This is a genomic window from Pseudarthrobacter sp. MDT1-22, from assembly GCF_054511035.1.
On sequence record NZ_JBTNDK010000024.1, the window covers coordinates 25,856 to 47,563 of the forward strand.

Genomic DNA, 21,708 nt, shown 5'->3' on the forward strand with positions numbered 1-21,708 from the left:
GTGAACTGCTCAGGCAGTTCAGCGTGCGTCCGCCGGGAGCAGTCCCTCGCGGGCGGCGTCGGCCTTGTCCACGTCCTCCAGCGCGATACCCTTGGTTTCCTTCAGGCTCAGCACCGCCACGGTAGTGATCGCGCAGGCAACCACGAGGTAGATGGCCGTGGGCAGCCAGGAACCGGTGTCCTTGAGCCACTGGGTGGCCAGCAGCGGGGCCAGCGAACCGGCGAAGATCGAGGTGACCTGCGAGCCCAGCGAAACGCCCGAGTAGCGCATCCGGGTGGGGAAGAGCTCGGCCATGATGGCGGGCTGGCCGGCATACATAAACGCGTGCAGGCAGAGGCCGATGGTCACGGCCAGGACAATCACCACGGCGTTGCGGGTATCGAACATGGGGAAGGCGAAGAACGGCCAGGCCGCACCGGAGATGGACCCGATCAGGTAGACGGGCTTGCGTCCCAGCTTGTCCACGAGCCGTCCCACCTGCGGGATGACCAGGAAGTGGATGACGTGGGCGATCAGGAGTGCGAGCAGGAGCGAGGACGTGTCGTACTTGTGCACGCTCTTGAGGTAGACAATGGCGAAGCTGACCACCAGGTAGTACATGATGTTCTCCGCGAAGCGCAGTCCCATTGCCTGCAGGATGCCCTTGGGGTACTTGCGCACTACCTCGAAGACGCCGTAGCTGACTGCCTGTTCCTTCTCCACGAGGGCCTTGGCCTCCAGGAAGATGGGCGCCTCGGTGACGTGGGTGCGGATGTAGTAGCCAACGAAGACGATCACGGCGGAGAGCCAGAAGGCCACGCGCCAGCCCCAGCTCAGGAAGGCCTCGGGGCTCAGGGTGGTGGACATGACGAACAGCACCAGCGTGGCGAGGAGGTTGCCCACCGGCACGGCTGCCTGCGGCCAGCTGGACCAGAAGCCGCGGGCGTTGTTGGGGCTGTGCTCGGCAACCAGCAGCACGGCGCCGCCCCATTCGCCGCCGAGCGCGAAGCCCTGGATGAAGCGCAGTGCCACCAGAAGTGTCGGTGCCAGGTAGCCGATTTCGGCGAAGCCCGGGAGGCAGCCCATCAGGAACGTGGCCACGCCGACGATCACGATGGTCAGCTGCAGGGTGGGCTTGCGGCCCAGCTTGTCGCCGATCTGGCCGAAGACGATGCCGCCGAGGGGGCGGGCCACAAAGCCCACCGCGTAGGTGATGAACGCCTGGATAATGCCGTCCAGCTCATTGCCGCTGGCGGGGAAGAAGTACTTCCCAAAGACCAGGGTGGCTGCTGTGGCGTAGAGGAAGAACTCGTACCATTCCACTACCGTGCCCACCATCGAGGCGGCCACAATCTTCTTAAGCCCGGATCCCTTGGGTGCGGATCCGGCGGCATTGTCTGCCGAGCGCTGCTCTACGCTCATGAGTTTCTCCTTAGTGTCCACTTTGACACGCACTGTGATCCACAGCACTAATGGCTCCACTGAGTATTACTGCACAAACTTGTGCCTTCAATGCCCAATCCAGCACCTGCTGTGTGCACAATTGCAGATATGAAGGCGAATCCCGATGACCTCTTGGTCTTGCTTGCGGTGTCCCGCTCAGCAAAATTTACGACGGCGGCGCAAGTGTTGGGGCTGAACCACACCACCGTCTCACGCCGGATAGCCGCCCTGGAGAAGGCGCTCGGCGGCCGCGTCCTGGCCCGGGCGGCCGGCGGCTGGGAACTGACCGAGCTAGGCACGGAGGCCGTCCGCGTCGCCGAACAGGTGGAGGCAGCCGTGAGTGCGCTGGGACCGGCAGGCCAGGCACCGGACCCGATTACCGGCGTCGTGCGCATGACGGCGACAGACGGCTTCAGCGCCTACATCGCCGCGCCCGCCGTGGCACGGCTGCGCCGGAAACACCCGGGACTGAGCGTGGAAGTGGTGACGATGACCCGGCGAGCGCTGCAGCAACGCTCCGGGCTGGACATCGAAGTGGTGGTGGGCGAACCACAGGTCCACCGGGCCGAAGCCGTCCAACTGGGCGAGTACATGCTGGGGATGTACGCCTCGCGTGCCTACCTCGCCGAGAACGGGACGCCGGCGAGCGTTGCTGAGCTGACGGAGCACCCGCTGGTGTACTTTGTGGATTCGATGCTGCAGGTGGACGACCTGGACGCCCCCCGGCGGCTGGTGCCGGCCATGCGCGAAGGGCTGACGTCCACGAACGTGTTTGTCCATGTGGAGGCCACCCGCGCCGGCGCCGGCATCGGATTCCTGCCGTGCTTCATGGGCAATCTGCACAGCGACCTGGTCCGGCTGCTCCCCGACGACTTCGCCGAATTGCTCCCTTACTGGATGGTGCTGCGACCCGATTCGATGCGCCGCCCTGCCGTGGCCGCTGTGGTGCAGGCATTGCGCGACCAGACGGCGGCGCACCGGGATGCCCTGCTGGGCCGAGGCAGGAACTCCGGTGGTTGAGCTTGTCGAAACCCCGGATTTCGACAAGCTCAACCACCGGAGGCGTTCACTGCCGGGTCGTGACGCACCGGGGAGTTCGCGGCGAAGGCCCGCACTTGGGCGTCGTTCCAGATGTGGGCCGGGACGGCTCCGCCCAGGAGCCGGCGGGCCAGCTGCGGATCTCCGTCCAGCGGGGTGTCGCTGCCGGCCATCACCATGTTGCCGTAGCGGCGGCCCTTCAGCATGGAGGGGTCGGCGATGATGACGGTGTGTGCGAACGCGGCCGCGACGGCGGCGGCGTCTTCCCTCGCATTCCTTAGATCCGGGGCGTCGCCTGAGTTCACCACATAGATGCCGCCCGGCGACAGGACCCGCTTGATGTGGTCATTGAACTCGGCGGTGGTGAGCGGCCGCGGCGTGAGTGAACCGGCAAACACGTCACGGATGATGAAGTCGCGACTGTCCGGCGTGAGCGTCTCGGTGACCTCGCGGGCCTCCCCCACGCGCAGCCGCAGGAGCGGCGCCTTGGGCAGGTCGAACCAGCCGCGGACGTACTCGGCCAGCTTGCCGTCGAGCTCCACCACCACCTGCCGGGCGTCCGGATAGGCGGTGTGGAAGTACCGGGCCAGGGAACAGGCCCCGCCGCCCAGGTGCAGCCCGCGCAGCCGCTCGGTCCCGCCCGCGGCGGGCGCGCCGGACTTGGCGCCGCCCTTTCCGGACCTCGGCGGCCAGCGTGACTCAATCAGCGCCGCCATCCAGCGCATGTACTCAAAATCGAGGAAGAGCGGATCGGCGAGGTCGATGTGGGAGCTCATAACACCGTTGATCTTCAGGAGCCACCCGTTGGAGTTGTCCTGGTCCGCAACGAGCTCGCAGTCGCCGGTATCGATGTAGTAGACGCCCTCAACGGGGCCATCAGGACGGGTGCCCTTGGGCACCTCGATGACACCCGTCGTCGGACGCTGGCTGTTCCGGCCGGCTGACTTGCCGCGCTTTGCCATTACCCGTGTGCCGCTTCAGTCATGGATCAACCCTAATTGACTGCCCTGCGCCGGCCGTCCGGAACGGTCGCGGTCCCGGCGGCGGGAACACGGCCGGTTTGCGGGAACAGGGCTAGGTTGAGAGCGGCCGGTCCCGGTCGGTCCTCTCAGCCCGGTCTGCCCGGTCCCGGACACGCCGCAGTTCCTCCGCCCGCGTGGCGTCGGTGCCCGTGGCGTCGGTACGCGTGGCGTCGTCCGGATGCGCGTCGGGGTCCGGCCCAAGCGTCTCCGTGCGGGTGGCGTCGGTGCGGGTGGAGTCGGTGCGCATCGTGTCGGTACGCGCGTCCCCGTCCTGATTTATGTCGGGGTCCAACGCGTCCGCCTTCTGCGTGCGCTCGGCCACGTCCTCCCGGAGCGACCTGGCGCTGTCGGTCTTCTGCTCAGCCTCCTGCTTCAGCCTCGCCGCGTCCACCTGCGCTTGCTCTGCGTCGGCGCGGGCGCGGGTGGCCCGGGCTTCGTTCTCACGCGCATCGAGCTCGATGTCCTCGGCTTTCCGGCGCATTTCGGCAGCCTTTTCGCGGTGCGATTCGTCCCGTTTCAGCTCCATGGCCCGACGGCGACGCCCGGTCACCAGCCACAGCACGATCAGGACCAGCACGACGACGGCAACAATCACCCAAACCCACGATGTTGTATCCACGACTACGCACCCTTTCCACTTCGTTGTGACGGGGTCCCTGCGATGCCGGGTCGGCAGGCGATACGGACCCCTTTTGAAATTCAGGTAGGAAGGGTACTTACCTTCCGTTAGTAACCATGCTTACTATTTTACGGCCAGTATCGCTGGTTCTTAATCAACAACCGGCCTTCTTTGGAAAGAGAGAGCGAAGATGACAGAGAACCAAAGGCCCGAGGACTCGGCTTACCCGGCTCCACAGGCCACCCCCGGAACCACAGGAGAACGCGCCCCCAGTACGTTCCCCGCAGCAGCGCCACAGACGCGCGACACCGTCGGGACGTCCCGCAAGGATGCTGTCAAGGAAGAGGCCGGGGACGTCGCGCGGACAGCGGCGGATTCCGCGCAAAGCGTCGCTGAAACCGCCAAGACGGAAGCGGGCAACGTCGCGTCAGAGGCGAAGGCGAATGCCAAGGATCTCCTCCACCAGGCCCGCTCCGATCTCACGGAGCAGGCAGGCGCCCAGCAGCAGAAGGTAGCCAATGGCCTCCGGTCAGTCTCGGACGAACTGCACGCCATGGCGCGTGCATCGGACCAGCCCGGAGTGGCCACGGACCTGGTCCGCCAGGCCGCGGAGCGTTCCTCGTCGGTAGCCTCCTGGCTGGACGGGCGGGACCCGGGCTCGCTCTTGGATGAAGTCAAGAGCTTCGCCCGGCAGCGCCCCGGGACGTTCCTGCTTCTCGCGGCCGGGGCTGGCGTCCTCGCTGGCCGGCTCAGCCGCAGCCTGAGCGCCGGCGCACCGGAGTCCGCAACGCACTACGCTGGCGCCCGCGGCCAGTACGGCGGTGGCCAGTACGGCGCCGGCGGTCAATACGACAGCGGCTACACGCCGTCGGCCGGTGGGACTGTCCCGCCCCCGCCGGTACAGCTGCCCGGCCCGGCCACCACCACGGCAGGGTACGACGGCGGCACGCCGGGGAGCAGTTACGGCGACCCTTCGCGTCCCGCCAGTCCTCTCGACAGCCCCCAACTCGCGGCACAGCCCTTCTCGACCAACCGCATTGCCGACGACCCGTTGGCCGACCGGGAGCTCGCCGACGATCCTATGGCCAACGACCCCCTGACCCGCGACCGCTCAGCGGACGGCCAGGCTGGCAGGCTGTGATGAGCAGCCAGATACCTGAACCTCCTCCGTCGGCGGCGCACGCGAAGGCGGACAACACCTCGTTGGGTGACCTGCTCGGTGAGGTGACCCGCGACCTGTCCACGTTGATGCGCCAGGAAGTGGAGCTTGCCAAGGCCGAACTCAAGGAATCCGCCAGCAAGGCAGGCAGGGGAGGTGGCATGCTGGCCGGCGCCGGCGTAGCTGGCCACTTCGTGCTGCTGTTCCTGTCGATCGCCCTCTGGATCGCGTTAGGCGAGCTGATGGGACTCGGCTGGTCCGCCGTCGTCGTCGCAGTCATCTGGGGCGTCATCGCCGCCGTCCTGGCCTCCATCGGCCGGAAGGAACTCAAGACTGTGAGGGGCATGCCCCAAACCGCTGAAACACTCCAGGAAATTCCCCCAACCCTAAAACCCGGTGAGGTAAGACGATGAGCGACAACCCGGACGATATCCGTTCAGATATTGAGGCAACGCGCGCCCGCCTGGGCACGAACGTGGACGCGGTGGCGGACAAAGTGACGCCGTCTAACATCGTCCACCGCCAGACAGACAAGGTGAAAGACGCCGTCTTCGGAGTGAAGGAGAGAGTCATGGGAACAGCCGACGACGTCACCAACCGCGTGCACAGCGGAGTCCACGCCCGGACTGACAGTGCAGGCGATGCACTCAGCGATGCAGGCGCCGCCATTGGTGACGCTCCGCACCAGGTGAAGGCCAAAACACAGGGCAATCCGATGGCTGCAGGCCTGATCGCGTTCGGGGCCGGCCTGCTCCTGTCCTCACTGATCCCTGCCAGCGAGAAGGAACGCGAAGCAGCGGATGCCCTCAAGTCCGCCGCCGAACCGTTGACCACCCAGCTGACCGAGGCCGCGAAGGACATGGCCGAAGGCCTGAAGGAACCGGCACGGGAAGCGATGGAAAACGTCAAAGCAACGGCAGCCGACGCCGCCGAGCATGTTAAGGCCGAAGGTCAGGTTGCGGCAGCGGACGTCAAGGACCGCACTGTCGACGCCAGGGATCACGTCCAGAACACGTAACGGCACCAGCACCGCCAGCAGCACAGACAGGCCGGTTCCGCCTCCCCCGGCGGAACCGGCCTTTCCCTTTCCAACCCCGAGAGGACACACCATGGCCGCTCACGATGCACCCGAAACCAGCACCGCCAAGGCGGGCAGCGCTCCCGCACCCGACGACTCCCGGAAACCGGACAGCCCCACCGACGTCACCAAACCGTCGTGGAAGTACATCGCCAAAAAGACGCTTCGGGAGTTTAACAAGGACCAGTGCCCGGACCTCGCGGCATCCCTGACCTACTACGCCGTGCTGTCCTTGTTTCCTGCAATGCTCGCGCTCGTTTCCCTGATCGGCCTCTTTGGGGACCCCGAAAAAACAACCACGGCCCTGCTCGAAATCGTGCGGGGCTTCGCCCCTGCTGAGACGGTGAATACCGTTAGCGGCCCGGTTGAGGAATTGGCGAACGCGCCGGCGGCAGGATTGACTCTGGTCATTGGCCTGGGAACAGCGCTGTGGTCCGCTTCGGGCTACGTTGGCGCCTTCGGTAGGGCGATGAACCGGATCTATGAAGTGGACGAGGGCCGTCCATTCGTCAAGCTGCGCGGAACCATGCTGGCTGTTACGCTCCTCGCCGTAGTCATCGTGGCACTCCTGGCAGGCATGCTGGTGCTCAGCGGACCTGTGGCAGAGGCAGTCGGCGACCTGATCGGGCTCGGTGGCGCGTTCCTCACTGTCTGGAACATCGCGAAATGGCCGGTAATGGTGGCACTCATCATTGTCATCATCGCGGTGCTCTACTACGCCACTCCCAACGTCAAGCAACCCAAGTTCAGATGGATGAGCCTTGGCTCCGGCATAGCCCTGTTTATTTTCCTGCTGGCCTCGCTCGGCTTCGCCTTCTATGTGGCCACCTTTGGCAATTACAACAAGACCTACGGCGCACTTGGCGGTGTGATCGTTATGCTGCTCTGGTTGTGGATCCTGAACATGTCTCTTTTGTTCGGGGCAGAATTTGACGCCGAGATGGAGCGGGGACGGCAACTCCAGGCGGGAATCGAGGCCGAAGAAACCATTCAGCTCCCGCCGCGGGACACCAAGAAGAGCGAGAAGATGCAGGAGCAGGAAGAGGACGACATCCGGCGCGGCCGCGAGCTGCGTGAGCGCCACGGGAACGGCCCGGATCAGGCTGGATCGGACGCCAGTACGGGACGAAACGGCGTCAAGCGGGTCTAGGCAGGGCCCGCCACTTGGAGGAAGATCAATATCAGCAGATTCCTTCAGTTTTCCCGGGCCTTTGACGTCCCGGGTGTCTGGCGGGGTCGGCGGCGAGGTGGCCTCTTCTGAGACCGAGGCCAGTCCCCCCAGTCGTCGTCGGCCCCCTCATTTTGTCCGTTTCTCAGCGTTCGAACGCCACGGCGGACTCCATACCAAGTGCCAGCAGATATGCGCCGAAGCCCTGCGGCGCCCGGGCCTCGGTCCGCCCTGAGGTCAGGACCCGCACCGTGTCCGTGGACGTTATACGGAACCCGTGGCGGCGCAGCCGTGCGGCCAGCGCCCGGTCCTCGTGCGAGCGCTGACGGGGAAAGCCACCAGCGCGAATGTAGGCCGAGGCCCGCACACCGAAGTTCGCACCATGCACATGGGGGTGTTCCTCCCTCAACGGATGCCGGGCGTGCCAGCGCCTCAGGAGTTCGCCGTCCATGCCCTCCGGATCCGGTTCCACCGTTCCCAAGACTGCATCGGCGCCGCCGTCAGCCAGTTCCACCTGGCGCAGGAGCCAGTTTTCCGGAACGCAGGAATCGGCGTCGGTATTTGCCAGCCATACCCGTCCGGCGGTCTGCGGTCGGTCCGCCCCCGCACTGTCCGGCAGGCGCCCTGTGAGGAGCAGGTTGATCCCTGCCCGCCGGCTCCTCCCCACGCTGCGGAACGCGACCGGCAGCAGGGTGATGCGGCGATCCGCCGCCGCAATATGCGCCGCCACGGCGCCCGAGCTGTCCGTGCAGGCGTCCAAGACCACCACGATGGCGACGTCTGTATCCGGCTGACTGTGCTGCAGGGCATCAGCTGCGGCACTGACCGCTGCCAGGGCACGTGCCAGGTGGGGTTCCTCGTTATGGACCGGAATAACCACGGCAACCTGCGCGATCCTGTCCATGTCAGGACACCGGAGGTCCGGGATCGCCGGCATCGCCGGGAGCCACGAGCGTTTCCAGCACAAAATCGCGTTCCTGGTACAGACCGCCGGTGGGCCACCGCAGCCGGTTCCGGGCCAGCGCGTGGACCGAGTCGCCGTCGAGCTCCCATCCGGAAACCGGGTGCCGCCAGTGGCACAGCAGCAGCGTGCCGTCCGGCGCCATCGATTCCTTGATCCGCTGCAACAGCAGATCAAACTCTGCAGCGGACAGGTAGTAGCCCACTTCGGAGACCACTACAAGGTCGAAGCTGCCCCCGGGCCAGTCACCGGGGAGCGTCAACTGCCGTGTGGAAACCCCGGGGAACGGCGCGAGCCGCCGGGCCGCAAGCTCAAGCGCGGTGTTGCTGGCATCCACGGCAAGCAGCCTGGTGCATCTGGTGGCCAATTCGGCGGTCAATGTTCCGATGGAGCAGCCGATTTCCAGGCCCGACAGGTAGTTCTCCTGGGGCAGCGCGGCGAGGGTGAGCGCGCGCTTGCGCCGCTCGTACCAGCTGGTGGTGTACTCCCAGGGGTCTTCGGACTTCGCGTGCACGGCGTCGAAGATCCGCTGCGCGTCCGCGCTGGTGTGGGGAAGGGATTGGACCGGGCGGGCCCCGGGCGGCGTCCAGGCGAATGTCTCAAAAGCGCGCCTGAAATGCTGCAGCAGCCCCTCGCCGAGGAGCACCTCGTCCCCGTCCAGCCCGGACAGCGGACGTATCTGGCTCGCGTGTGAGTCCATGGCGGACCTCTTCGCCGCCCGCTGATCAGCACCCAGCGGAACGCGCGCCCAGGACCGCCAGGCAGGGTCCTCCGGGGAGGCCCACAGCCAGTACCAGATGGGATACTCCAGCAGGGCGTGCCCACCTTCGCTGGCGACGTCGGCGGCCACCGCACCAAGGGCGTTGTGGTCCGCATGGCCGTCGTCTCGGTACGGGGCCACAATTGCCAGGTGCTGCGGTGGACCGGGGAGCCGGCCGACGGCCTCCCGCAGCCGGGCGGCGATTTCCGGCGTGAGTTCTTGCAGGCCCCGGTCCGGCAGCCCGAGGAAACGCCAGCGTCCGGCCAACCCCAGGACTCCCATCGCTGCCGCAAACTCCTCAAGCCGGACGGCGGCGAGCTGTTCAGGCGTGGTTGTCGCCGAGTCCGGGTGCGAGCCCTCCCCCGCCGTGCACAGCAGCACCTCGACGTCGGCGCCCAGCGAGTGCAGCAGCGCCAGCAGGCCCCCGGCGCCCAGGGTCTCGTCGTCGGGGTGTGCCGCCAGCACGACGAACCGCATGGCAGCCAATTCCTGCTGCCCCAAGGGCAACTCCGCCATAGCCGCGAGCCCGCTCGCCGCCCAACGGGCCTCATCAGTCCCCTGGTCCGTGTGCGAGAAGGTCACCACAGATGCTCCCCCTTCAACGTCAGCTTTCCCAGCTGTGCATCGTCCCGCATGGCATGGTGCTGGCGCACGTACAGCGCCAGGTCCGCCATGCGCTTGGCATACGGTTCGTCGAACGCCAGTGGCGCCGGTCCCCGGTTCCGGCTGACAAGGGACAGGACACGCTCGACGGCGGCAGCTACGGTTCCGCGCACGCGTAACGCTTCGCTCCACGCGCTCCGGTCCGCCGCCGGGTGTGCCCCTGGCTCCTGTCTGTCTTCCCTGACTTCCGGGCTTCCGCCTCCGGTCTCCCGTGTATCTTCCCCGGCGGACAGGCTGCCGTCGTTGGACAGCTGGCCGTCGTCGATGAGGGCCGCCGTTCGCGCCAGGTACTGGAGTGCGGCGGTGAGGATCCTGTCTGTCTCGCCCAGGGCAGCCAGCGCGATCTGGTCAGGTTCGCGGCCGGACTGAGCTGCGGCGACCAAGGAGTTCTTGTAGTCCCGCGCCACGCCCACGGCGCCCCCGAGCCAGCAGGCTGCTACCCCCATGCCACCCCAGGCGAAACCGGGCCGGCTGAAATACCAGCTATCGATGCCCAACTGCTGTGCGGGCACCTGGCTGAAATGGACAGTCCCGCTGGGAATCTCGCGCAACCCGCGCGCCACCCACGCCGACTCCTCACACGTCACTCCCGGATGCCGGAGGTCCACCGCAAAGGCGGCTCTTCCGCCGGTTTCGGTGTAGGCAGTGATGACGGCCCGGTCCAGGAGCGGCGCCAGTGAACACCACGGCTTGGACCCGCTCAGCAGAATTCCGGCGTCGCCGGTCTTGGCCTCGAGGCGGAGTCCCGGGCCCTCCGCGGCAAACACTCCCCAAGCGCCCGCGCAGTCGGCCGGAACAGCGCCCGCCCGATGGTTCCCCGTCTGGGCAAGAATCGCTTGGGCATCCATATGCGGTTCAAAAACGCGGCCTGCGGCAATATCCACCGCCGCGACGGAAGCGAGCAGTTCCCAGAGGCGGGCAGTTTGTCCGTCCCCTGGCTGAGGCCAATGGCTTCCCGAGTCCCGGGCCAGGGCCAGAAGTGCGGGAACATCGCCAGATGCGGCCGCCACGGACTCGAGCAGGGGAACCGTCCAGGCCAGTTCCGTTTGAGTTGAAACCAGCCGGACGGGCTGGTGGGATGATGCAGTCACGCTGACGCCTCTCTGCACTGCCTACTTAGCCGCCGGTTCGGTGACGGCCGCGGACGGAGTCATGGTTTCCGCGTTGACCATCCACGCGAGCCGTTCCAGGCGTTCGATGGCGGCATGCAGCAGGTCCGCGCTGGTGGGATCCTCTTCATCCACGTCATCGTGGACATCCCGCATTGTCTGCACTGTCCGTTCGAGCCTGGCAGTGATCAGTTTGACGGCGTCCTTCGTGGAAATCAGGCCGCCGGTGAGCTCAGCAAGACGCGTGTCTGCGGCTACGGTGTGGCTCCGTCCGTCGGGCAGGGCGTGCAGGGCCCGCATCCGCTCCGCCGTCTGGTCCGCAAACAGCCGGACACTGGCGATGATCTCGTCGAGCTGCAGGTGAAGGTCGCGGAAGTTGGTGCCCACTATGTTCCAGTGGGCCTGCTTGGACTGGAGATGCAGCTCAATCAGGTCCGTAAGGACCATCTGAAGATTGCTGGCAAGGGTGGGTGACGCTTTCATCGTGTTCCTCCACTGCAGGCGGTTCCGGACAGGCATCGGCCGGACAGTCATTCTAAGCATACTTAGCAATATTCTGGATGAACGGATGCAGTCTGCGCCCAGAAGTCAGCCGCTCGGAGTCACGGGCTTGCGGTTAGATGCTTGCGGTCAGCACTTAGCGGACGCGTGCCAGAGCGAACCCGTCCCAGCCTTTGGACCCGACCGTCTGGATCACGGTGGCATCGAGCTGCGGATGCCGGCCCAGCAGTTCCAGGGCGCTGATGATCCCGGGGGCATTGATCTGGTCCATGGAAGGATCCAGCACCGCGCCCTCCCAGACGGCGTTGTCCAGGACCACCACGGTTCCCGGCCTGCCCATGCGCACGGCCCACTCAAGGTACGCGGCGTCGTTTTCCTTGTCCGCATCGATGAACACAAAATCGAACGGCTCCTGGCCCTCCGACTGCAGCGCGGCCAAGGTGTCCAGGGCGGCGCCCACCCGGATCTCAACTTTGTCCCCCAAGCCGGCAGCCTCCACATTCGCCCTGGCGATGTCCGCATGTTTGGCGAGGTATTCGCACGTCACCAGCCGGCCGCCGTCGGGCAGTCCCTGCGCCATCCAGATGGTGCTGAACCCTGCGAGCGTGCCGATCTCCAGCACCCGGCGGGCGCCGGACAGCTGGACCAGGAGCTTGAGCAGCTTGCCGGCGTTGGGCGTAACTTCAATGGGCGGCATCCCTGCGTCGACGGCGGAGCGCACCGCCTGCTTAAGTGCAGAGTCTGGGTGCACCACCGTGGTTGTGAGGAAGTCTTCCACTGCCACCCACCCAGGCTGGGTCTTGTGCTCAAACATGGCCACAGTCTGGCACGCAGGCACGCGACGGTCTAGGACTCGGCGTAGGCACCAGTCTAGGAGCCGTCCGAGAGTGCCCCTTCAAGGCGGTCCACCTTGGCGCTGAGCTCGCCCTTATAACCGGGCCGGATGTCTGCCTTGATGACCAGTGAGACACGGCTGCCAAACTTTCCCACGGCTTCGGTGGCGCGCTTTACGACGTCGAACACCTCGTCCCATTCGCCCTCGATGGTGGTGAACATTGAGTCCGTCTGGTTGGGCAGGCCCGACTCCCGGACGATCCGCACGGCGGCCGCAACGGCGTCGTGCACTGATGCGTCGGTGGGACGCGATCCCCCTGCAGGCGTACCGGACGGGGCGACTGAAAATGCAAGCAACATAGGGCAAGTCTGCCATGTGGCCCAACCCGAAACGGGTCTGGTGAGGCCGGCGAAGCGTCACATACGTTGCTACCCTCCGGTAACCGTGAAGGCTGCCTGCGGCATTGCTAACCTGAACGAATGAGCATTGCTGTCGTCCGCAAGCCACTACGCGCAGACGCTGCCCGGAACGTGGACAAGATCATCCTGGCCGCGCGCCAGTGCTTCCGCGAGCATGGTCCCGAGGTTCCCCTCCAGACCATCGCACTGACGGCAGGTGTTGGCCCGGCCACCCTGTTCCGGAACTTCGCCGACAAGGAGGAGCTGGTCCTGGCCGCCCTCAACCGGCAGCTCCGCGAGACCGTGGACCCCGTTATGGCGGACGCGCTGGCGGACATCGACGCAACTGCGGGACTGCTGCGCGTCCTCGAAGCCATCATGGCCGCGGCCAGCTCTGATGCCAACCTGCTGGGCGCCGTTGCGGGCCGCCGCGAACTCCTCACCGGCATCACCGGCTCGCTGATGGATTCCATGAGCGTCCTGCTTGGCCGCGGCCAGGGTCAAGGCACCCTGCGTTCCGATATTTCCATGACCGACATGTTCCGCCTGCTCGCCATGCTGATCGGCGTCGTGGACACCATGGAGCCCGGTTCCGACGCCTGGCGCCGCCCGCTGGCACTGATCGAGGACGCCATCCGCACTGAACGGCCCCACCGCCCGTTGCCCGCGCATGTGCCGCTGCCCGCCCCACAGCTACAGGGTCCACAGTTCACCTGACACCCGCGCCCTCCCGCCGGACCACCACCACGGGCGCCCCATTGTTGGTGTCCAAACGTTGGATTAGACTCAGGTAAGGTTACGCAGCCAGCCTCTGAATCTTCTGAGGGAGCATGAGTGAAACACCTCCAGCGCAGCCAGTCCAACGCCATCGTCCGCCGATGAACCAGACACACTTGTCCCAGATTATCCACGACCCCCGCGGCCCCGAGGAGATCCTGCCGTCGCTGGCGGCGGAGGACCTGGCCAATCTGCTGGACGCCCTCTACCAAAACCTCGACACTCCCACCCCGGTATTCGGTGCGCAGGCGTGGTATGAGCTGGCCGTCGAGGAAAGCGCCCGCCGGACCGGGTCGCCAGAGGATGAGCAAACCGCCTGACCGGCCTACGGCCCGGACCACGAGGGTGGCGGTGCCGTGCTGACGATGAGCCCAATCAGCTGGCGTCGCCCCCGGGGTTCTTTTGTTGATGTTTGGTTTCTTCGGGCGTGTTCTCCTGCGGCCCGGCGCTGCCTTTCCCCTCCGCCGGGGGAGGCTCCTGGCCGTGCTTGTGAGGCTCATGATCGTAGTGATGGGGCACGTGCTCCTTGGCCTCCAACAGGTGCTGCTGCAGCTTCTCCTCCGCATCGCGGCGGCGCCGGGAAGTATCCCGCAGTTCCCGCGTCGATTCGGAGACAGTGGTGTCATAGACCGGCCGCGGCTTCGGGTCTGCAGCCTGGGGGTTGTCGGTTCCGCTATCCGGATCCGGGGTGTTGGGCTCTGGCTGTTCGTTCATCTTGACTGACTCCTTTAGGCCGTAGCGACAGCCTCACGCCGATACACCGGCCGGCCATCAATCGTCAGGTTCCGTTTCCCGGTTTCGGAGTTCGGCCCGTACGGCCGCGTGCAGGGCGGTGATGTTTGCTTCCTGACTGACGTCCAGAGCCAGTCTCATCCGCTCGGAGAGTACAACCAGGTCCTCCGGCGGCAGGTCTGCCAGAGACCGGAACCGGGTAAAGAAGCGCTTGACCGGAAGCCCGGCGCGCCATCCATCACGTGCTGGACGGCGGGTTTTGCCGGGTCTCGCACCGGCTGGGTGCAGCCTTATTTCCATGGTCAGCGCTCTCACGAGAGTCCACGGCCAACTGCATAGCCAGGCCCATGCTATAACGCATATGAGCCGCACCACCAGTGCTTCGGAGTCGGTTTCACCTGGCGGTCAGTTCCATCCGATGAGCCGCAGCAGGGCTGCGGCACCGGCTCCCACCACCACCACCAGCAGGAAGGGCGCCCGGAAAGCCAACACGACGGCTGCGGCGGCGAGGGCTCCCAGCCGCGCGTCGGCGGCCAACGTCTGGCCGGACGCCACAGTGTTGACAATGGTCAGGGATGCCAGAAGTCCGATGGTCATGGTGCCGGCGATACGCGACATCCGGGGGTCCTTCAGCAGCTTCGCCGGGACGAAATAGCCCACCAGCTTCCACGCGTAGGCAAGGAAGCACGCCAGCAACAACCAGATCCAGAGATTCATGCGCCCGCCTGCCCCGTCTGCCCGTGGCTGTCCCCGTGGCTGTCCCTCTGATTGTCCAGGTGCGCGTCCCGGTTTTTGTCCCGACGCCCATGGTGCTCGTCGTAGGGATCCACGTCCGGCTCCAGGCCTTCATCACTGCGTCCGTGGCTGAACCAGCCGATCAGTGCAGCCACCACGGCGGCGATCAGGATGGGCACGCCTGCGGGAACGAACGGCACGGCTACAACCGTGGCGAGTGCGCACACCACGGCAATCGCCGCCGGTTCCCGCCCCTTGAGCCGCGGCCACAGCAGGGCCAGGAATGCGGCCACTGCCGCACCGTCCAGGCCCCACTGTTTGGGATCACCCAATCCGCTTCCTGCGAGGGCCCCCACGGCGGTGAAAAGGTTCCAGAGTACGTAGATGCCGATGCCGGCCGTCCAGAAACCGCGGCGTTGCTCGTCGGGGTCGGTCTGCCCGCTGCTGGTGGCGGTCGACTCGTCAATGGTGACTTGTGCGGCAACATACTTCCGCCAGCCCGTCGGATGCAGGAGGGCGTTGAGCTGCATGCCGTAGATGCCGTTCCGCATGCCCAGCAACGTGGCTGCGCTCATGGCGGCAATTCCGGAGCCTCCACCCGCCACCACACCGATGAACGCGAACTGGGAACCGCCGCTGAAAAGCAGCAGGCTGAGCGCCATGGTCTGCCAGAAATCAAGACCTGAGGTGACGGACAGGGCGCCGAAGGACACTCCGTAGAGGCCGGTGGCGATGCTGATCGAGATTCCCACCCGCACGGCGGGCGAGGCGAGCAACTTCACCGCCGTCGTCCCGGGTTCCGCAAGCTCCAAGCCCACAGGATGAGCGGCAGCTGAAGCGGAAACCGGACGGTTTGTACCTTGCGCTGCGTCGGGGATCCGGCGGAGCCATAGGCGCGGCGAAGTGCGTCCACGTGGCCGGCCAGGAATACCGTGAACATTGCAGTCACGGCGGTGGCTGTTGCCCGCCGTGACACCGGGATCAGGAGGCCGACGGCGGCACCCGCTTCCAGCAGTCCGCTCACCGCAATCCATTCCTCCCGTGACATCACCGCCAGGGGCCGCCTGCCGCCGTCGGGCGCTGGCACTTCGTGCCCCTCCGGCGACTCGCCGCCGGCACCTGGAGTCTCGCGGCACAGATAATCCGGGACCACCTGTTCGAAGAACCGTGGCTCGCGGAAGTGCTTCATGGCGCTGGTCATCAGCAGCGCGCTCATGGCCGCCGCGGACACTGTTTGGGTGGCCCGGGCGGACCAGCGAAAAGGCATGGGTCCACTCAATCACAGCGCCGCCCCGGGGGCTAAACAGCAGCGGCTGAACGGCAACGACTGAACAGCAGCGACTCAGGACGGCAGCTGGACCTGTTGCCCGCTCGATTGCAGCTGCGCCAATACCCTGGCTGGTTTGTTCGTGGTGATCTCGTGGATTCCCAGCCCTTGGCAGAGCGCCACATCCCGTTCCGAATCAACGGTCCACACGCGGAAGCGGCGACCGGACTCCAGCCAGCGCTGCACGGTCCGGGCGTGCTCGCGGACGTACATGATTCCGGGCCCCGCGAGTCCCACGTCGCACTCGTCCAGGATGCGTTCGCCTTCCAGCTGCGCCGCCTTCATCAGGTTGGCGATGGCGCCGCCAGCCAGGGGGCCGAGGCTGAGTTCGTCGCGGAGTTCGTCGACGTCGATGTCGTCCACCAGTTGGCAGATGAATTCGGCCGGCACACTCCGGAGCAGGTGCTTTACGGAATCCGGGCTGAAGCTCATGAACGTCACCTGGATGTTGTCCACCGAGGAAGTTCCGTCGTCCCAGCCTTCGCCCCGGAGCACGTCCAGCACACGGTCTTCCAGTTTCAGCTGGTAAGGACTGGGGTGCTTGAGCTCGATTGCCAGGCCGATCGGCCGGCCAGCGCCGCGCAGGATGTCCAGGAGTTGAGGGAGCGTGAGGAGCTGCTCTGACTTTGCGCCGTATTCCTCCGGGATCCGGGCGCCTTTCCAGGACGAGAAGTCCAGCAGCCGCAACTCCGCCAGTGTTCGGTCAGCAACAGGTCCGGTTCCGTCCGAGGTCCGGTCCAGGTTGGCGTCATGGAGCAGCACGGCGTGCTGGTCCCGCGTCAAGTGGACGTCGCACTCCACCCCGTCCGCGCCGTCGGCAATGGCCTGGAGGTAGGCGGCGCGCGTGTGTTCGGCAAATGCAGCGCTGGCGCCCCGGTGGGCAAACACCAGCGGCCGTTCCGGCTCAGGCTCCTCGAATGTCATGAGGACACGCTAGCGGACGCCGCCCGGTGGCTCGGCGCTAGGCTGGGCACATGCAGGTGAACTCTGAGCCAACTACCCGCCAGGACCCGTCCCGGCCCACAGGTCCGGCGCCGCGGCCCCCCAAGGGGGGCGCCGCCGTCGTCGGTCATCAACTCAGTGCCGGGGACGCCGAAAAGGCGGCAGCGCTGCGGAAAATGAAGCTTGTGGCGCTGGGACTCCTCATTGCCATGGCCGTCATTTTTGTGTTCGCGTTCGCGCTGCAGAAGGAGTATCCGTGGCTGCAGTACGTCCGCGCCGCGGCCGAAGGCGGCATGGTGGGCGCGCTGGCCGACTGGTTCGCCGTGACCGCGCTGTTCAAGTACCCCATGGGCATCAAGATCCCGCACACCGCTATTATCCCGCGCCGCAAGGACCAGATCGGGGCGTCGCTGGGCGAGTTTGTGGAGACCAACTTCCTGTCCGAGCAGGTGGTCCAGGAGAAGCTCGCTTCGGTGGACGTGGCGCGGAAGGCCGGCCAATGGCTCGCCGGTCCGGGCGGCGCCGAGCGCGTGGCGAAGGAGGGTGCCGCCGTCATCCGCGGCGTGTTCAAGGTATTGAACGACGACGACGTCCAGGCGGTCATCGAGGGAATGGTGCGTAAGCACCTGCTGGCTCCGCCGTGGGGACCGCCGGTGGGCAGGATGGCGGAACGGATTTTTGCCGACGGGCACCACCACAAGCTCGTGGACCTGCTGGTGGACCGCGCCGCGGACTGGGTGGACGACAATCACGAAACCGTCAGCCGGCTGGTCTCCGACCGGTCCCCCACCTGGGTCCCGCAGTTCGTGGACGGGCTCGTGGGCGACAAGGTGTACGTGGAGATCCTCAAGTTCACGCGCGCCGTCCAGTCCGATCCGAACCACCAGGTCCGGCAGCAGATCGACAAATACCTGAACGACCTCGCGCAGGACCTTCAGCACGATCCCGCGATGATCGCCCGGGCCGAAGACATCAAGGCACAGGTTCTGGGAGATCCCGAGGTCCGCGAACTGGCCTCCCGCACCTGGGGAACCGTGAAGAGCGCCCTGCTGTCTGCGGTGGACGATCCGGACAGTGAACTGACGGTTCGGTTCAAGACGGCGGTGCGCGATTTCGGCTCACGCCTGGTGAACGACGCCGAACTGGCCGGCAAGGTCAATGCCTGGATCGGCGACGCCGCCGGTTACCTGGTGCGGACCTACCGCTCCGACATCGCCGGCGTGATCACCGATACCGTGGCCCGCTGGGATGCCGAGGAAACGTCGCAGAAGATCGAACTCCAGGTGGGCAAGGACCTGCAGTTCATCCGGATCAACGGCACCGTGGTGGGCTCACTGGCCGGGCTGGTCATCTTCAGCGCGGCGCACCTGGTGTTCGGCTGACCTGGCCCTTCTAAGGCAACGCGGGGCGGTTACGCGAAGGACTCCAGCTGCACGCCGGCCGCTTCGAGCCCGGTACGAACACCGGCGGCCATTTCCACGGCCCCGGGGGTGTCGCCATGGATGCACAGGGAGTCGGGCCGGACCTGAACCACCGTTCCGTCCACGGCCACAACTTCGCCCTTCGTCGCGAGGCGCACTGCGCGCTCAACGATCGAGTCGACGTCGTGGAGGACAGCACCAGCCTGGGAGCGCGGCACCAAGGTCCCGTCCGCCTGGTAGGCGCGGTCCACAAAAGCCTCAATAAAAACCGGGTGGCCGGCTTCCTTGGCCTGGATCAGCAGCTGCGAGCCCGGCAGGCCGAGGATCGGCAGGCCGGGGTCGTAGGCCTGGATGGCGGCAACCACGGCGGAGGCCTGCTCGGCGTCGTGGACTAGGCGGTTGTACAGGGCGCCATGCGGCTTGACGTAGTCAACGGAGGCCCCGACGGCGTGCGCCACGCCGTCGAGCGCGCCCAGCTGGTAGAGGACGTCACCGAACAGTTCGTCGAAGGACATGTCCAGCGACCGGCGGCCGAAGCCGGCCAGGTCCCGGTACCCCACGTGCGCACCAACGGTGACGTCGAGCTCGAAGGCGGCGCGGCAGCTGTCCAGCATGGTGACGGGATCCCCCGCGTGGAAGCCGCAGGCCACGTTCGCGCTGGTCACCAGCCGGAACATGGCGGCGTCGTCCCCCATGTTCCACGAGCCGAACGATTCGCCGAGGTCAGCGTTAAGATCCAAGGTTGTTGCCTTCCAAAGTAAGTTTTTCCGGTTCCGCCGCCACAGCCTTGAGCTCCCCCGGGATGGTGTCCGGCATCGGACCAAAGGCTTCCTTGGCGTTGGCCACCACGGCACGGCCCATTATGAGGTTACCGGCACCGCCCACCACCGCGCCGATGCCGAACGGAAGCGCCCGGCCAAGCAGCGCCGTGCCCTGGCGTTTGAGCAGGTTCTTGAGGAAGGCCTTCTGGATCTTGTTCCGAATGGCACCGAAGCCCGATGGCATGGACTTGGTCAGCACGTTGCCCCATGCCTGGGTGGCGCTGGCTCCCTTGCCCATGGCCTGGCCGCTCAGCGTTCCCAGCAGTGAAGCCCCCTCCTCGCCCAGCATGATGGCCATGACCATGGTGCTGGCCTTTTCCGGGTTGGTCAGCCGGATGCCATGAAGTTCCGCCAGCGAGGTGGCATAAAGTGCCGTGGCTTCGAGGAAGCCAACGGTAGCCACGGCGGAGAGGCCCAGGGAGGCCACGGTTCCGACGCCGGGCACAACGGCGGTTGCCCCGACGATCGCACCGCCGCCGGTCACCGCCCGCAGGTAGTCGCGTTCGAGGATCTCCGCGAGCCTGGCGGCACTGGCGCGCGGGTGTTTGCGTTGCAGCCGCCGGACGTAGGCGAGCACCAGCGGCCGCTGGATTTCGACTGCCCGGAGGAGCATGTTGTGGACTCCGGGTTTCGGCTTGCCGTCGGCGTCGAACACCGCGTTGTGGGCGGTCTCCTGTGCGATACGTACTGCGGGATTGCTGCGCTTGTTCATGGTCACCTCTGCTTCGGTATTGCTTGTGTCCGCCGGCAGTTTTTGGCTGCGGCCCTGCCTTAACACTAAGGGTGCTTAAGAGTAAGCGGTCCCGGCGCCGGGCCCCGGCGTTGAGTTCCGCCAAAATCCAGCCCAGCCTAGACTTGCCCTATGCCCACACTCCAAGCGCTGCGGCCCTTTGCGCACCGCGAGTACCGGGTCCTCATCGCGGCGCTGGCCATCTCCATTTTCGGATCGGGAATGTGGGCTGTCGCCATGGTCTACCAGGTGATCCACCTCGGCGGCGGCCCGCTGGAGCTGTCCCTGGTGGCCACTGCCGGCAGCATCGGCCTGGTGGCCTTCGTGCTCGCGGGCGGGATCGCCGCCGACCGCGTGCCGCAGCGGCTCCTGATCATTGCCGTTGAAGGCGCCAACCTCGCCGTTATCGCGGCGATCAGCGGGCTGGCCATGGCAGGGTGGCTGCAGCTGTGGCATCTCGCCGTGGGCAGCTTTGTGCTGGGCGTGGGCGCCGCGTTCTTCTTCCCTGCCTACTCCGCGATCCTGCCGCGCATCCTGCCGCCCGAGGACCTGCTGGCCGCGAACGGCATGGAGGGGACCATGCGGCCCATCCTCCAGCAGGCGGCCGGACCCGCCGTCGCGGGCGTGGTGGTGGCGGCGCTCTCGCCGTCGCACGCCGTGACCGGAGTGGCCACCTGCCATCTGCTGGCGTTCATCGTCCTGAACTTCCTGGGGCGCCATGCCCTGGACGCACCCGACAACGGGGCCGACGGCGGGGCTCACGGCGGGAGCACCGGGGCCGGGGAAGACGCCGGGGCAACGGGCCACGCGAAAACGTCCTTCTTCCACGACCTCCGCGAGGGCATCAACTACACCATCCGCACACCGTGGCTGCTGTGGACCTTGCTGTGGGCCTGCGTTTCCGTGCTCTTCCTGATCGGTCCCATCGAAGTGCTGATGCCGTTTGTGGTCCGCGACCAGCTCGGCGGCGACTCGAGAATGTTCGGCTTCCTGCTGGCCGTGATGGGCGTGGGCGGGGCCGTCGGCTCGCTGGTCACCGCATCCCTGAAACTGCCGCGCCGCTATCTCACGGTGATGATGGTGTCCTGGGGTGCGGGCAGCCTGCCGCTCGCCGCCGTCGGCTTTCTGGACAGCTTCTGGACCGTGGCCGCCGCAATGTTCGTCTGGGGCGCCACCGGCAGCGTGGGCATGGTCATCTGGGGCACGCTGCTGCAGCGACGCGTGCCCAGCCACCTGCTGGGACGGGTCTCCAGCCTGGACTTCTTTGTGTCCCTCGCGCTGATGCCCATCTCCATGGCACTGGCCGGACCGGCAGCCGAGGTCTTCCCCATCTGGGCAATTTTCCTGGCCGCCGGCGTCGTCTGCCCCGCCCTGGCGGTGATCGCCATGATCGCCGCCCGGATGCCCGCCGACGAACTGGCCCACCCGCTGGACAGGCAGGTTGAAGTGGAACGCACGACGGCGGCAGGAGACTGACGCACCCCGTCACC

At 66.4% G+C, this 21,708-nt stretch carries 25 protein-coding genes; 9 read left to right on the plus strand and 16 right to left on the minus strand.

What is annotated here, in order from left to right; all coding sequences use genetic code 11:
- Window positions 1-18: 18 nt before the first annotated feature.
- Window positions 19-1,401: an MFS transporter gene (locus tag ACX80M_RS16690; protein ID WP_252600574.1), complete on the minus strand. Its 1,383-nt coding sequence runs from the start codon at window positions 1,399-1,401 to the stop codon at window positions 19-21.
- A gap of 129 nt (window positions 1,402-1,530) precedes the next feature.
- Here ACX80M_RS16690 and ACX80M_RS16695 point away from each other — a divergent pair, with 129 nt between their 5' ends.
- A complete protein-coding gene (locus tag ACX80M_RS16695) occupies window positions 1,531-2,442 on the plus strand; it encodes a LysR family transcriptional regulator (RefSeq protein WP_252600575.1) in 912 nt (303 codons plus the stop codon).
- A gap of 29 nt (window positions 2,443-2,471) precedes the next feature.
- On the opposite strand, the gene ACX80M_RS16700 is transcribed toward ACX80M_RS16695, so the two are convergent.
- Both ACX80M_RS16700 and ACX80M_RS16705 read right to left on the minus strand, forming a co-directional pair.
- Window positions 2,472-3,422 carry a spermidine synthase gene (locus ACX80M_RS16700; RefSeq protein WP_459310009.1) on the minus strand — a complete coding sequence of 317 codons (951 nt, stop codon included), beginning with the start codon at window positions 3,420-3,422 and terminating at the stop codon, window positions 2,472-2,474.
- Window positions 3,423-3,534: 112 nt separating this feature from the next.
- Window positions 3,535-4,101, minus strand: coding sequence for a hypothetical protein (locus tag ACX80M_RS16705; protein ID WP_252600579.1), 567 nt, complete (start codon window positions 4,099-4,101; stop codon window positions 3,535-3,537).
- Window positions 4,102-4,291: 190 nt separating this feature from the next.
- On the opposite strand from ACX80M_RS16705, the gene ACX80M_RS16710 reads away from it, so the two are divergent.
- The 4 genes from ACX80M_RS16710 (at window position 4,292) to ACX80M_RS16725 (ending at window position 7,488) form a co-directional block, all read left to right on the plus strand.
- Window positions 4,292-5,242 (plus strand): hypothetical protein, encoded by a 951-nt coding sequence (locus tag ACX80M_RS16710; protein ID WP_252600581.1) that lies wholly within the window; start codon window positions 4,292-4,294, stop codon window positions 5,240-5,242.
- Window positions 5,242-5,673 (plus strand): phage holin family protein, encoded by a 432-nt coding sequence (locus ACX80M_RS16715; RefSeq protein ID WP_252600583.1) that lies wholly within the window; start codon window positions 5,242-5,244, stop codon window positions 5,671-5,673. Before ACX80M_RS16710 ends, ACX80M_RS16715 begins: the two co-directional genes overlap by 1 nt.
- The gene (locus ACX80M_RS16720) at window positions 5,670-6,278 is read left to right on the plus strand and encodes a DUF3618 domain-containing protein (protein WP_252610731.1); all 609 of its coding nucleotides are present in this window, start codon (window positions 5,670-5,672) and stop codon (window positions 6,276-6,278) included. Before ACX80M_RS16715 ends, ACX80M_RS16720 begins: the two co-directional genes overlap by 4 nt.
- A 91-nt stretch (window positions 6,279-6,369) precedes the next feature.
- On the plus strand, window positions 6,370-7,488 hold the full coding sequence (locus ACX80M_RS16725) for a YihY/virulence factor BrkB family protein (protein WP_252610733.1): 1,119 nt from the start codon (window positions 6,370-6,372) through the stop codon (window positions 7,486-7,488).
- A 163-nt stretch (window positions 7,489-7,651) separates the two neighbouring features.
- Here ACX80M_RS16725 and ACX80M_RS16730 read toward each other — a convergent pair whose 3' ends face one another.
- From ACX80M_RS16730 to ACX80M_RS16755, 6 genes are all read right to left on the minus strand, one after another.
- A complete protein-coding gene (locus tag ACX80M_RS16730; RefSeq protein ID WP_252600588.1) occupies window positions 7,652-8,410 on the minus strand; it encodes a glycosyltransferase family 2 protein in 759 nt (252 codons plus the stop codon).
- Between the two features lies 1 nt (window position 8,411).
- Window positions 8,412-9,812 carry a PIG-L family deacetylase gene (locus tag ACX80M_RS16735; RefSeq protein ID WP_459310010.1) on the minus strand — a complete coding sequence of 467 codons (1,401 nt, stop codon included), beginning with the start codon at window positions 9,810-9,812 and terminating at the stop codon, window positions 8,412-8,414.
- A complete protein-coding gene (locus ACX80M_RS16740; protein WP_252600592.1) occupies window positions 9,806-10,981 on the minus strand; it encodes an acyl-CoA dehydrogenase family protein in 1,176 nt (391 codons plus the stop codon). Before ACX80M_RS16740 ends, ACX80M_RS16735 begins: the two co-directional genes overlap by 7 nt.
- Before the next feature lie 21 nt (window positions 10,982-11,002).
- Window positions 11,003-11,482, minus strand: a complete 480-nt coding sequence (locus ACX80M_RS16745) for a Dps family protein (RefSeq protein WP_252600594.1) — start codon at window positions 11,480-11,482, stop codon at window positions 11,003-11,005.
- 154 nt (window positions 11,483-11,636) lie between these two features.
- Complete coding sequence (locus ACX80M_RS16750) at window positions 11,637-12,314, minus strand: O-methyltransferase (protein ID WP_252600596.1); 678 nt, start codon at window positions 12,312-12,314, stop codon at window positions 11,637-11,639.
- 56 nt (window positions 12,315-12,370) lie between these two features.
- Window positions 12,371-12,694, minus strand: a complete 324-nt coding sequence (locus ACX80M_RS16755; protein ID WP_252600597.1) for a thiamine-binding protein — start codon at window positions 12,692-12,694, stop codon at window positions 12,371-12,373.
- Between the two features lie 120 nt (window positions 12,695-12,814).
- On the opposite strand from ACX80M_RS16755, the gene ACX80M_RS16760 reads away from it, so the two are divergent.
- Both ACX80M_RS16760 and ACX80M_RS16765 read left to right on the plus strand, forming a co-directional pair.
- The gene (locus ACX80M_RS16760) at window positions 12,815-13,450 is read left to right on the plus strand and encodes a TetR/AcrR family transcriptional regulator (RefSeq protein WP_459310011.1); all 636 of its coding nucleotides are present in this window, start codon (window positions 12,815-12,817) and stop codon (window positions 13,448-13,450) included.
- Between the two features lie 161 nt (window positions 13,451-13,611).
- Window positions 13,612-13,830, plus strand: coding sequence for a hypothetical protein (locus ACX80M_RS16765; RefSeq protein ID WP_252600601.1), 219 nt, complete (start codon window positions 13,612-13,614; stop codon window positions 13,828-13,830).
- Window positions 13,831-13,885: 55 nt separating this feature from the next.
- Here ACX80M_RS16765 and ACX80M_RS16770 read toward each other — a convergent pair whose 3' ends face one another.
- From ACX80M_RS16770 to ACX80M_RS16790, 5 genes are all read right to left on the minus strand, one after another.
- The gene (locus tag ACX80M_RS16770; protein ID WP_252600603.1) at window positions 13,886-14,224 is read right to left on the minus strand and encodes a hypothetical protein; all 339 of its coding nucleotides are present in this window, start codon (window positions 14,222-14,224) and stop codon (window positions 13,886-13,888) included.
- Between the two features lie 423 nt (window positions 14,225-14,647).
- Entirely contained in the window at window positions 14,648-14,959 is a 312-nt protein-coding gene (locus ACX80M_RS16775) for an AzlD domain-containing protein (protein ID WP_252600605.1), read from the minus strand.
- On the minus strand, window positions 14,956-15,759 hold the full coding sequence (locus ACX80M_RS16780; RefSeq protein WP_252600673.1) for an AzlC family ABC transporter permease: 804 nt from the start codon (window positions 15,757-15,759) through the stop codon (window positions 14,956-14,958). Before ACX80M_RS16780 ends, ACX80M_RS16775 begins: the two co-directional genes overlap by 4 nt.
- On the minus strand, window positions 15,756-16,244 hold the full coding sequence (locus ACX80M_RS16785; protein ID WP_252600607.1) for a DoxX family protein: 489 nt from the start codon (window positions 16,242-16,244) through the stop codon (window positions 15,756-15,758). The genes ACX80M_RS16780 and ACX80M_RS16785 overlap by 4 nt, the downstream gene beginning before the upstream one ends.
- A gap of 75 nt (window positions 16,245-16,319) precedes the next feature.
- Window positions 16,320-17,228: a glycerophosphodiester phosphodiesterase gene (locus ACX80M_RS16790; RefSeq protein WP_252600609.1), complete on the minus strand. Its 909-nt coding sequence runs from the start codon at window positions 17,226-17,228 to the stop codon at window positions 16,320-16,322.
- 50 nt (window positions 17,229-17,278) lie between these two features.
- Here ACX80M_RS16790 and ACX80M_RS16795 point away from each other — a divergent pair, with 50 nt between their 5' ends.
- A complete protein-coding gene (locus ACX80M_RS16795) occupies window positions 17,279-18,628 on the plus strand; it encodes a DUF445 domain-containing protein (RefSeq protein ID WP_459310012.1) in 1,350 nt (449 codons plus the stop codon).
- Between the two features lie 29 nt (window positions 18,629-18,657).
- Here ACX80M_RS16795 and ACX80M_RS16800 read toward each other — a convergent pair whose 3' ends face one another.
- Both ACX80M_RS16800 and ACX80M_RS16805 read right to left on the minus strand, forming a co-directional pair.
- The gene (locus ACX80M_RS16800; RefSeq protein ID WP_252600613.1) at window positions 18,658-19,407 is read right to left on the minus strand and encodes a LamB/YcsF family protein; all 750 of its coding nucleotides are present in this window, start codon (window positions 19,405-19,407) and stop codon (window positions 18,658-18,660) included.
- Complete coding sequence (locus ACX80M_RS16805; RefSeq protein ID WP_459310013.1) at window positions 19,397-20,200, minus strand: hypothetical protein; 804 nt, start codon at window positions 20,198-20,200, stop codon at window positions 19,397-19,399. The genes ACX80M_RS16800 and ACX80M_RS16805 overlap by 11 nt, the downstream gene beginning before the upstream one ends.
- Before the next feature lie 150 nt (window positions 20,201-20,350).
- Between ACX80M_RS16805 and ACX80M_RS16810 the strand changes: the two genes are divergently transcribed.
- Window positions 20,351-21,694 (plus strand): MFS transporter, encoded by a 1,344-nt coding sequence (locus ACX80M_RS16810; RefSeq protein WP_252614554.1) that lies wholly within the window; start codon window positions 20,351-20,353, stop codon window positions 21,692-21,694.
- Window positions 21,695-21,708 lie beyond the last annotated feature (14 nt).

Bases quoted from the DNA above. Each gene is read 5' to 3' on its own strand.
- ACX80M_RS16690 (WP_252600574.1), bottom strand. From the start codon at position 1,401: ATGAGCGTAGAGCAGCGCTCGGCAGACAATGCCGCCGGATCCGCACCC.
- ACX80M_RS16730 (WP_252600588.1), bottom strand. From the start codon at position 8,410: ATGGACAGGATCGCGCAGGTTGCCGTGGTTATTCCGGTCCATAACGAG.
- ACX80M_RS16760 (WP_459310011.1), top strand. From the start codon at position 12,815: ATGAGCATTGCTGTCGTCCGCAAGCCACTACGCGCAGACGCTGCCCGG.
- ACX80M_RS16755 (WP_252600597.1), bottom strand. From the start codon at position 12,694: ATGTTGCTTGCATTTTCAGTCGCCCCGTCCGGTACGCCTGCAGGGGGA.
- ACX80M_RS16745 (WP_252600594.1), bottom strand. From the start codon at position 11,482: ATGAAAGCGTCACCCACCCTTGCCAGCAATCTTCAGATGGTCCTTACG.
- ACX80M_RS16700 (WP_459310009.1), bottom strand. From the start codon at position 3,422: ATGGCAAAGCGCGGCAAGTCAGCCGGCCGGAACAGCCAGCGTCCGACG.
- ACX80M_RS16750 (WP_252600596.1), bottom strand. From the start codon at position 12,314: ATGTTTGAGCACAAGACCCAGCCTGGGTGGGTGGCAGTGGAAGACTTC.
- ACX80M_RS16710 (WP_252600581.1), top strand. From the start codon at position 4,292: ATGACAGAGAACCAAAGGCCCGAGGACTCGGCTTACCCGGCTCCACAG.
- ACX80M_RS16770 (WP_252600603.1), bottom strand. From the start codon at position 14,224: ATGAACGAACAGCCAGAGCCCAACACCCCGGATCCGGATAGCGGAACC.
- ACX80M_RS16695 (WP_252600575.1), top strand. From the start codon at position 1,531: ATGAAGGCGAATCCCGATGACCTCTTGGTCTTGCTTGCGGTGTCCCGC.
- ACX80M_RS16775 (WP_252600605.1), bottom strand. From the start codon at position 14,959: ATGAATCTCTGGATCTGGTTGTTGCTGGCGTGCTTCCTTGCCTACGCG.
- ACX80M_RS16720 (WP_252610731.1), top strand. From the start codon at position 5,670: ATGAGCGACAACCCGGACGATATCCGTTCAGATATTGAGGCAACGCGC.
- ACX80M_RS16795 (WP_459310012.1), top strand. From the start codon at position 17,279: ATGCAGGTGAACTCTGAGCCAACTACCCGCCAGGACCCGTCCCGGCCC.
- ACX80M_RS16725 (WP_252610733.1), top strand. From the start codon at position 6,370: ATGGCCGCTCACGATGCACCCGAAACCAGCACCGCCAAGGCGGGCAGC.
- ACX80M_RS16805 (WP_459310013.1), bottom strand. From the start codon at position 20,200: ATGAACAAGCGCAGCAATCCCGCAGTACGTATCGCACAGGAGACCGCC.
- ACX80M_RS16715 (WP_252600583.1), top strand. From the start codon at position 5,242: ATGAGCAGCCAGATACCTGAACCTCCTCCGTCGGCGGCGCACGCGAAG.
- ACX80M_RS16765 (WP_252600601.1), top strand. From the start codon at position 13,612: ATGAACCAGACACACTTGTCCCAGATTATCCACGACCCCCGCGGCCCC.
- ACX80M_RS16810 (WP_252614554.1), top strand. From the start codon at position 20,351: ATGCCCACACTCCAAGCGCTGCGGCCCTTTGCGCACCGCGAGTACCGG.
- ACX80M_RS16785 (WP_252600607.1), bottom strand. From the start codon at position 16,244: ATGCCTTTTCGCTGGTCCGCCCGGGCCACCCAAACAGTGTCCGCGGCG.
- ACX80M_RS16790 (WP_252600609.1), bottom strand. From the start codon at position 17,228: ATGACATTCGAGGAGCCTGAGCCGGAACGGCCGCTGGTGTTTGCCCAC.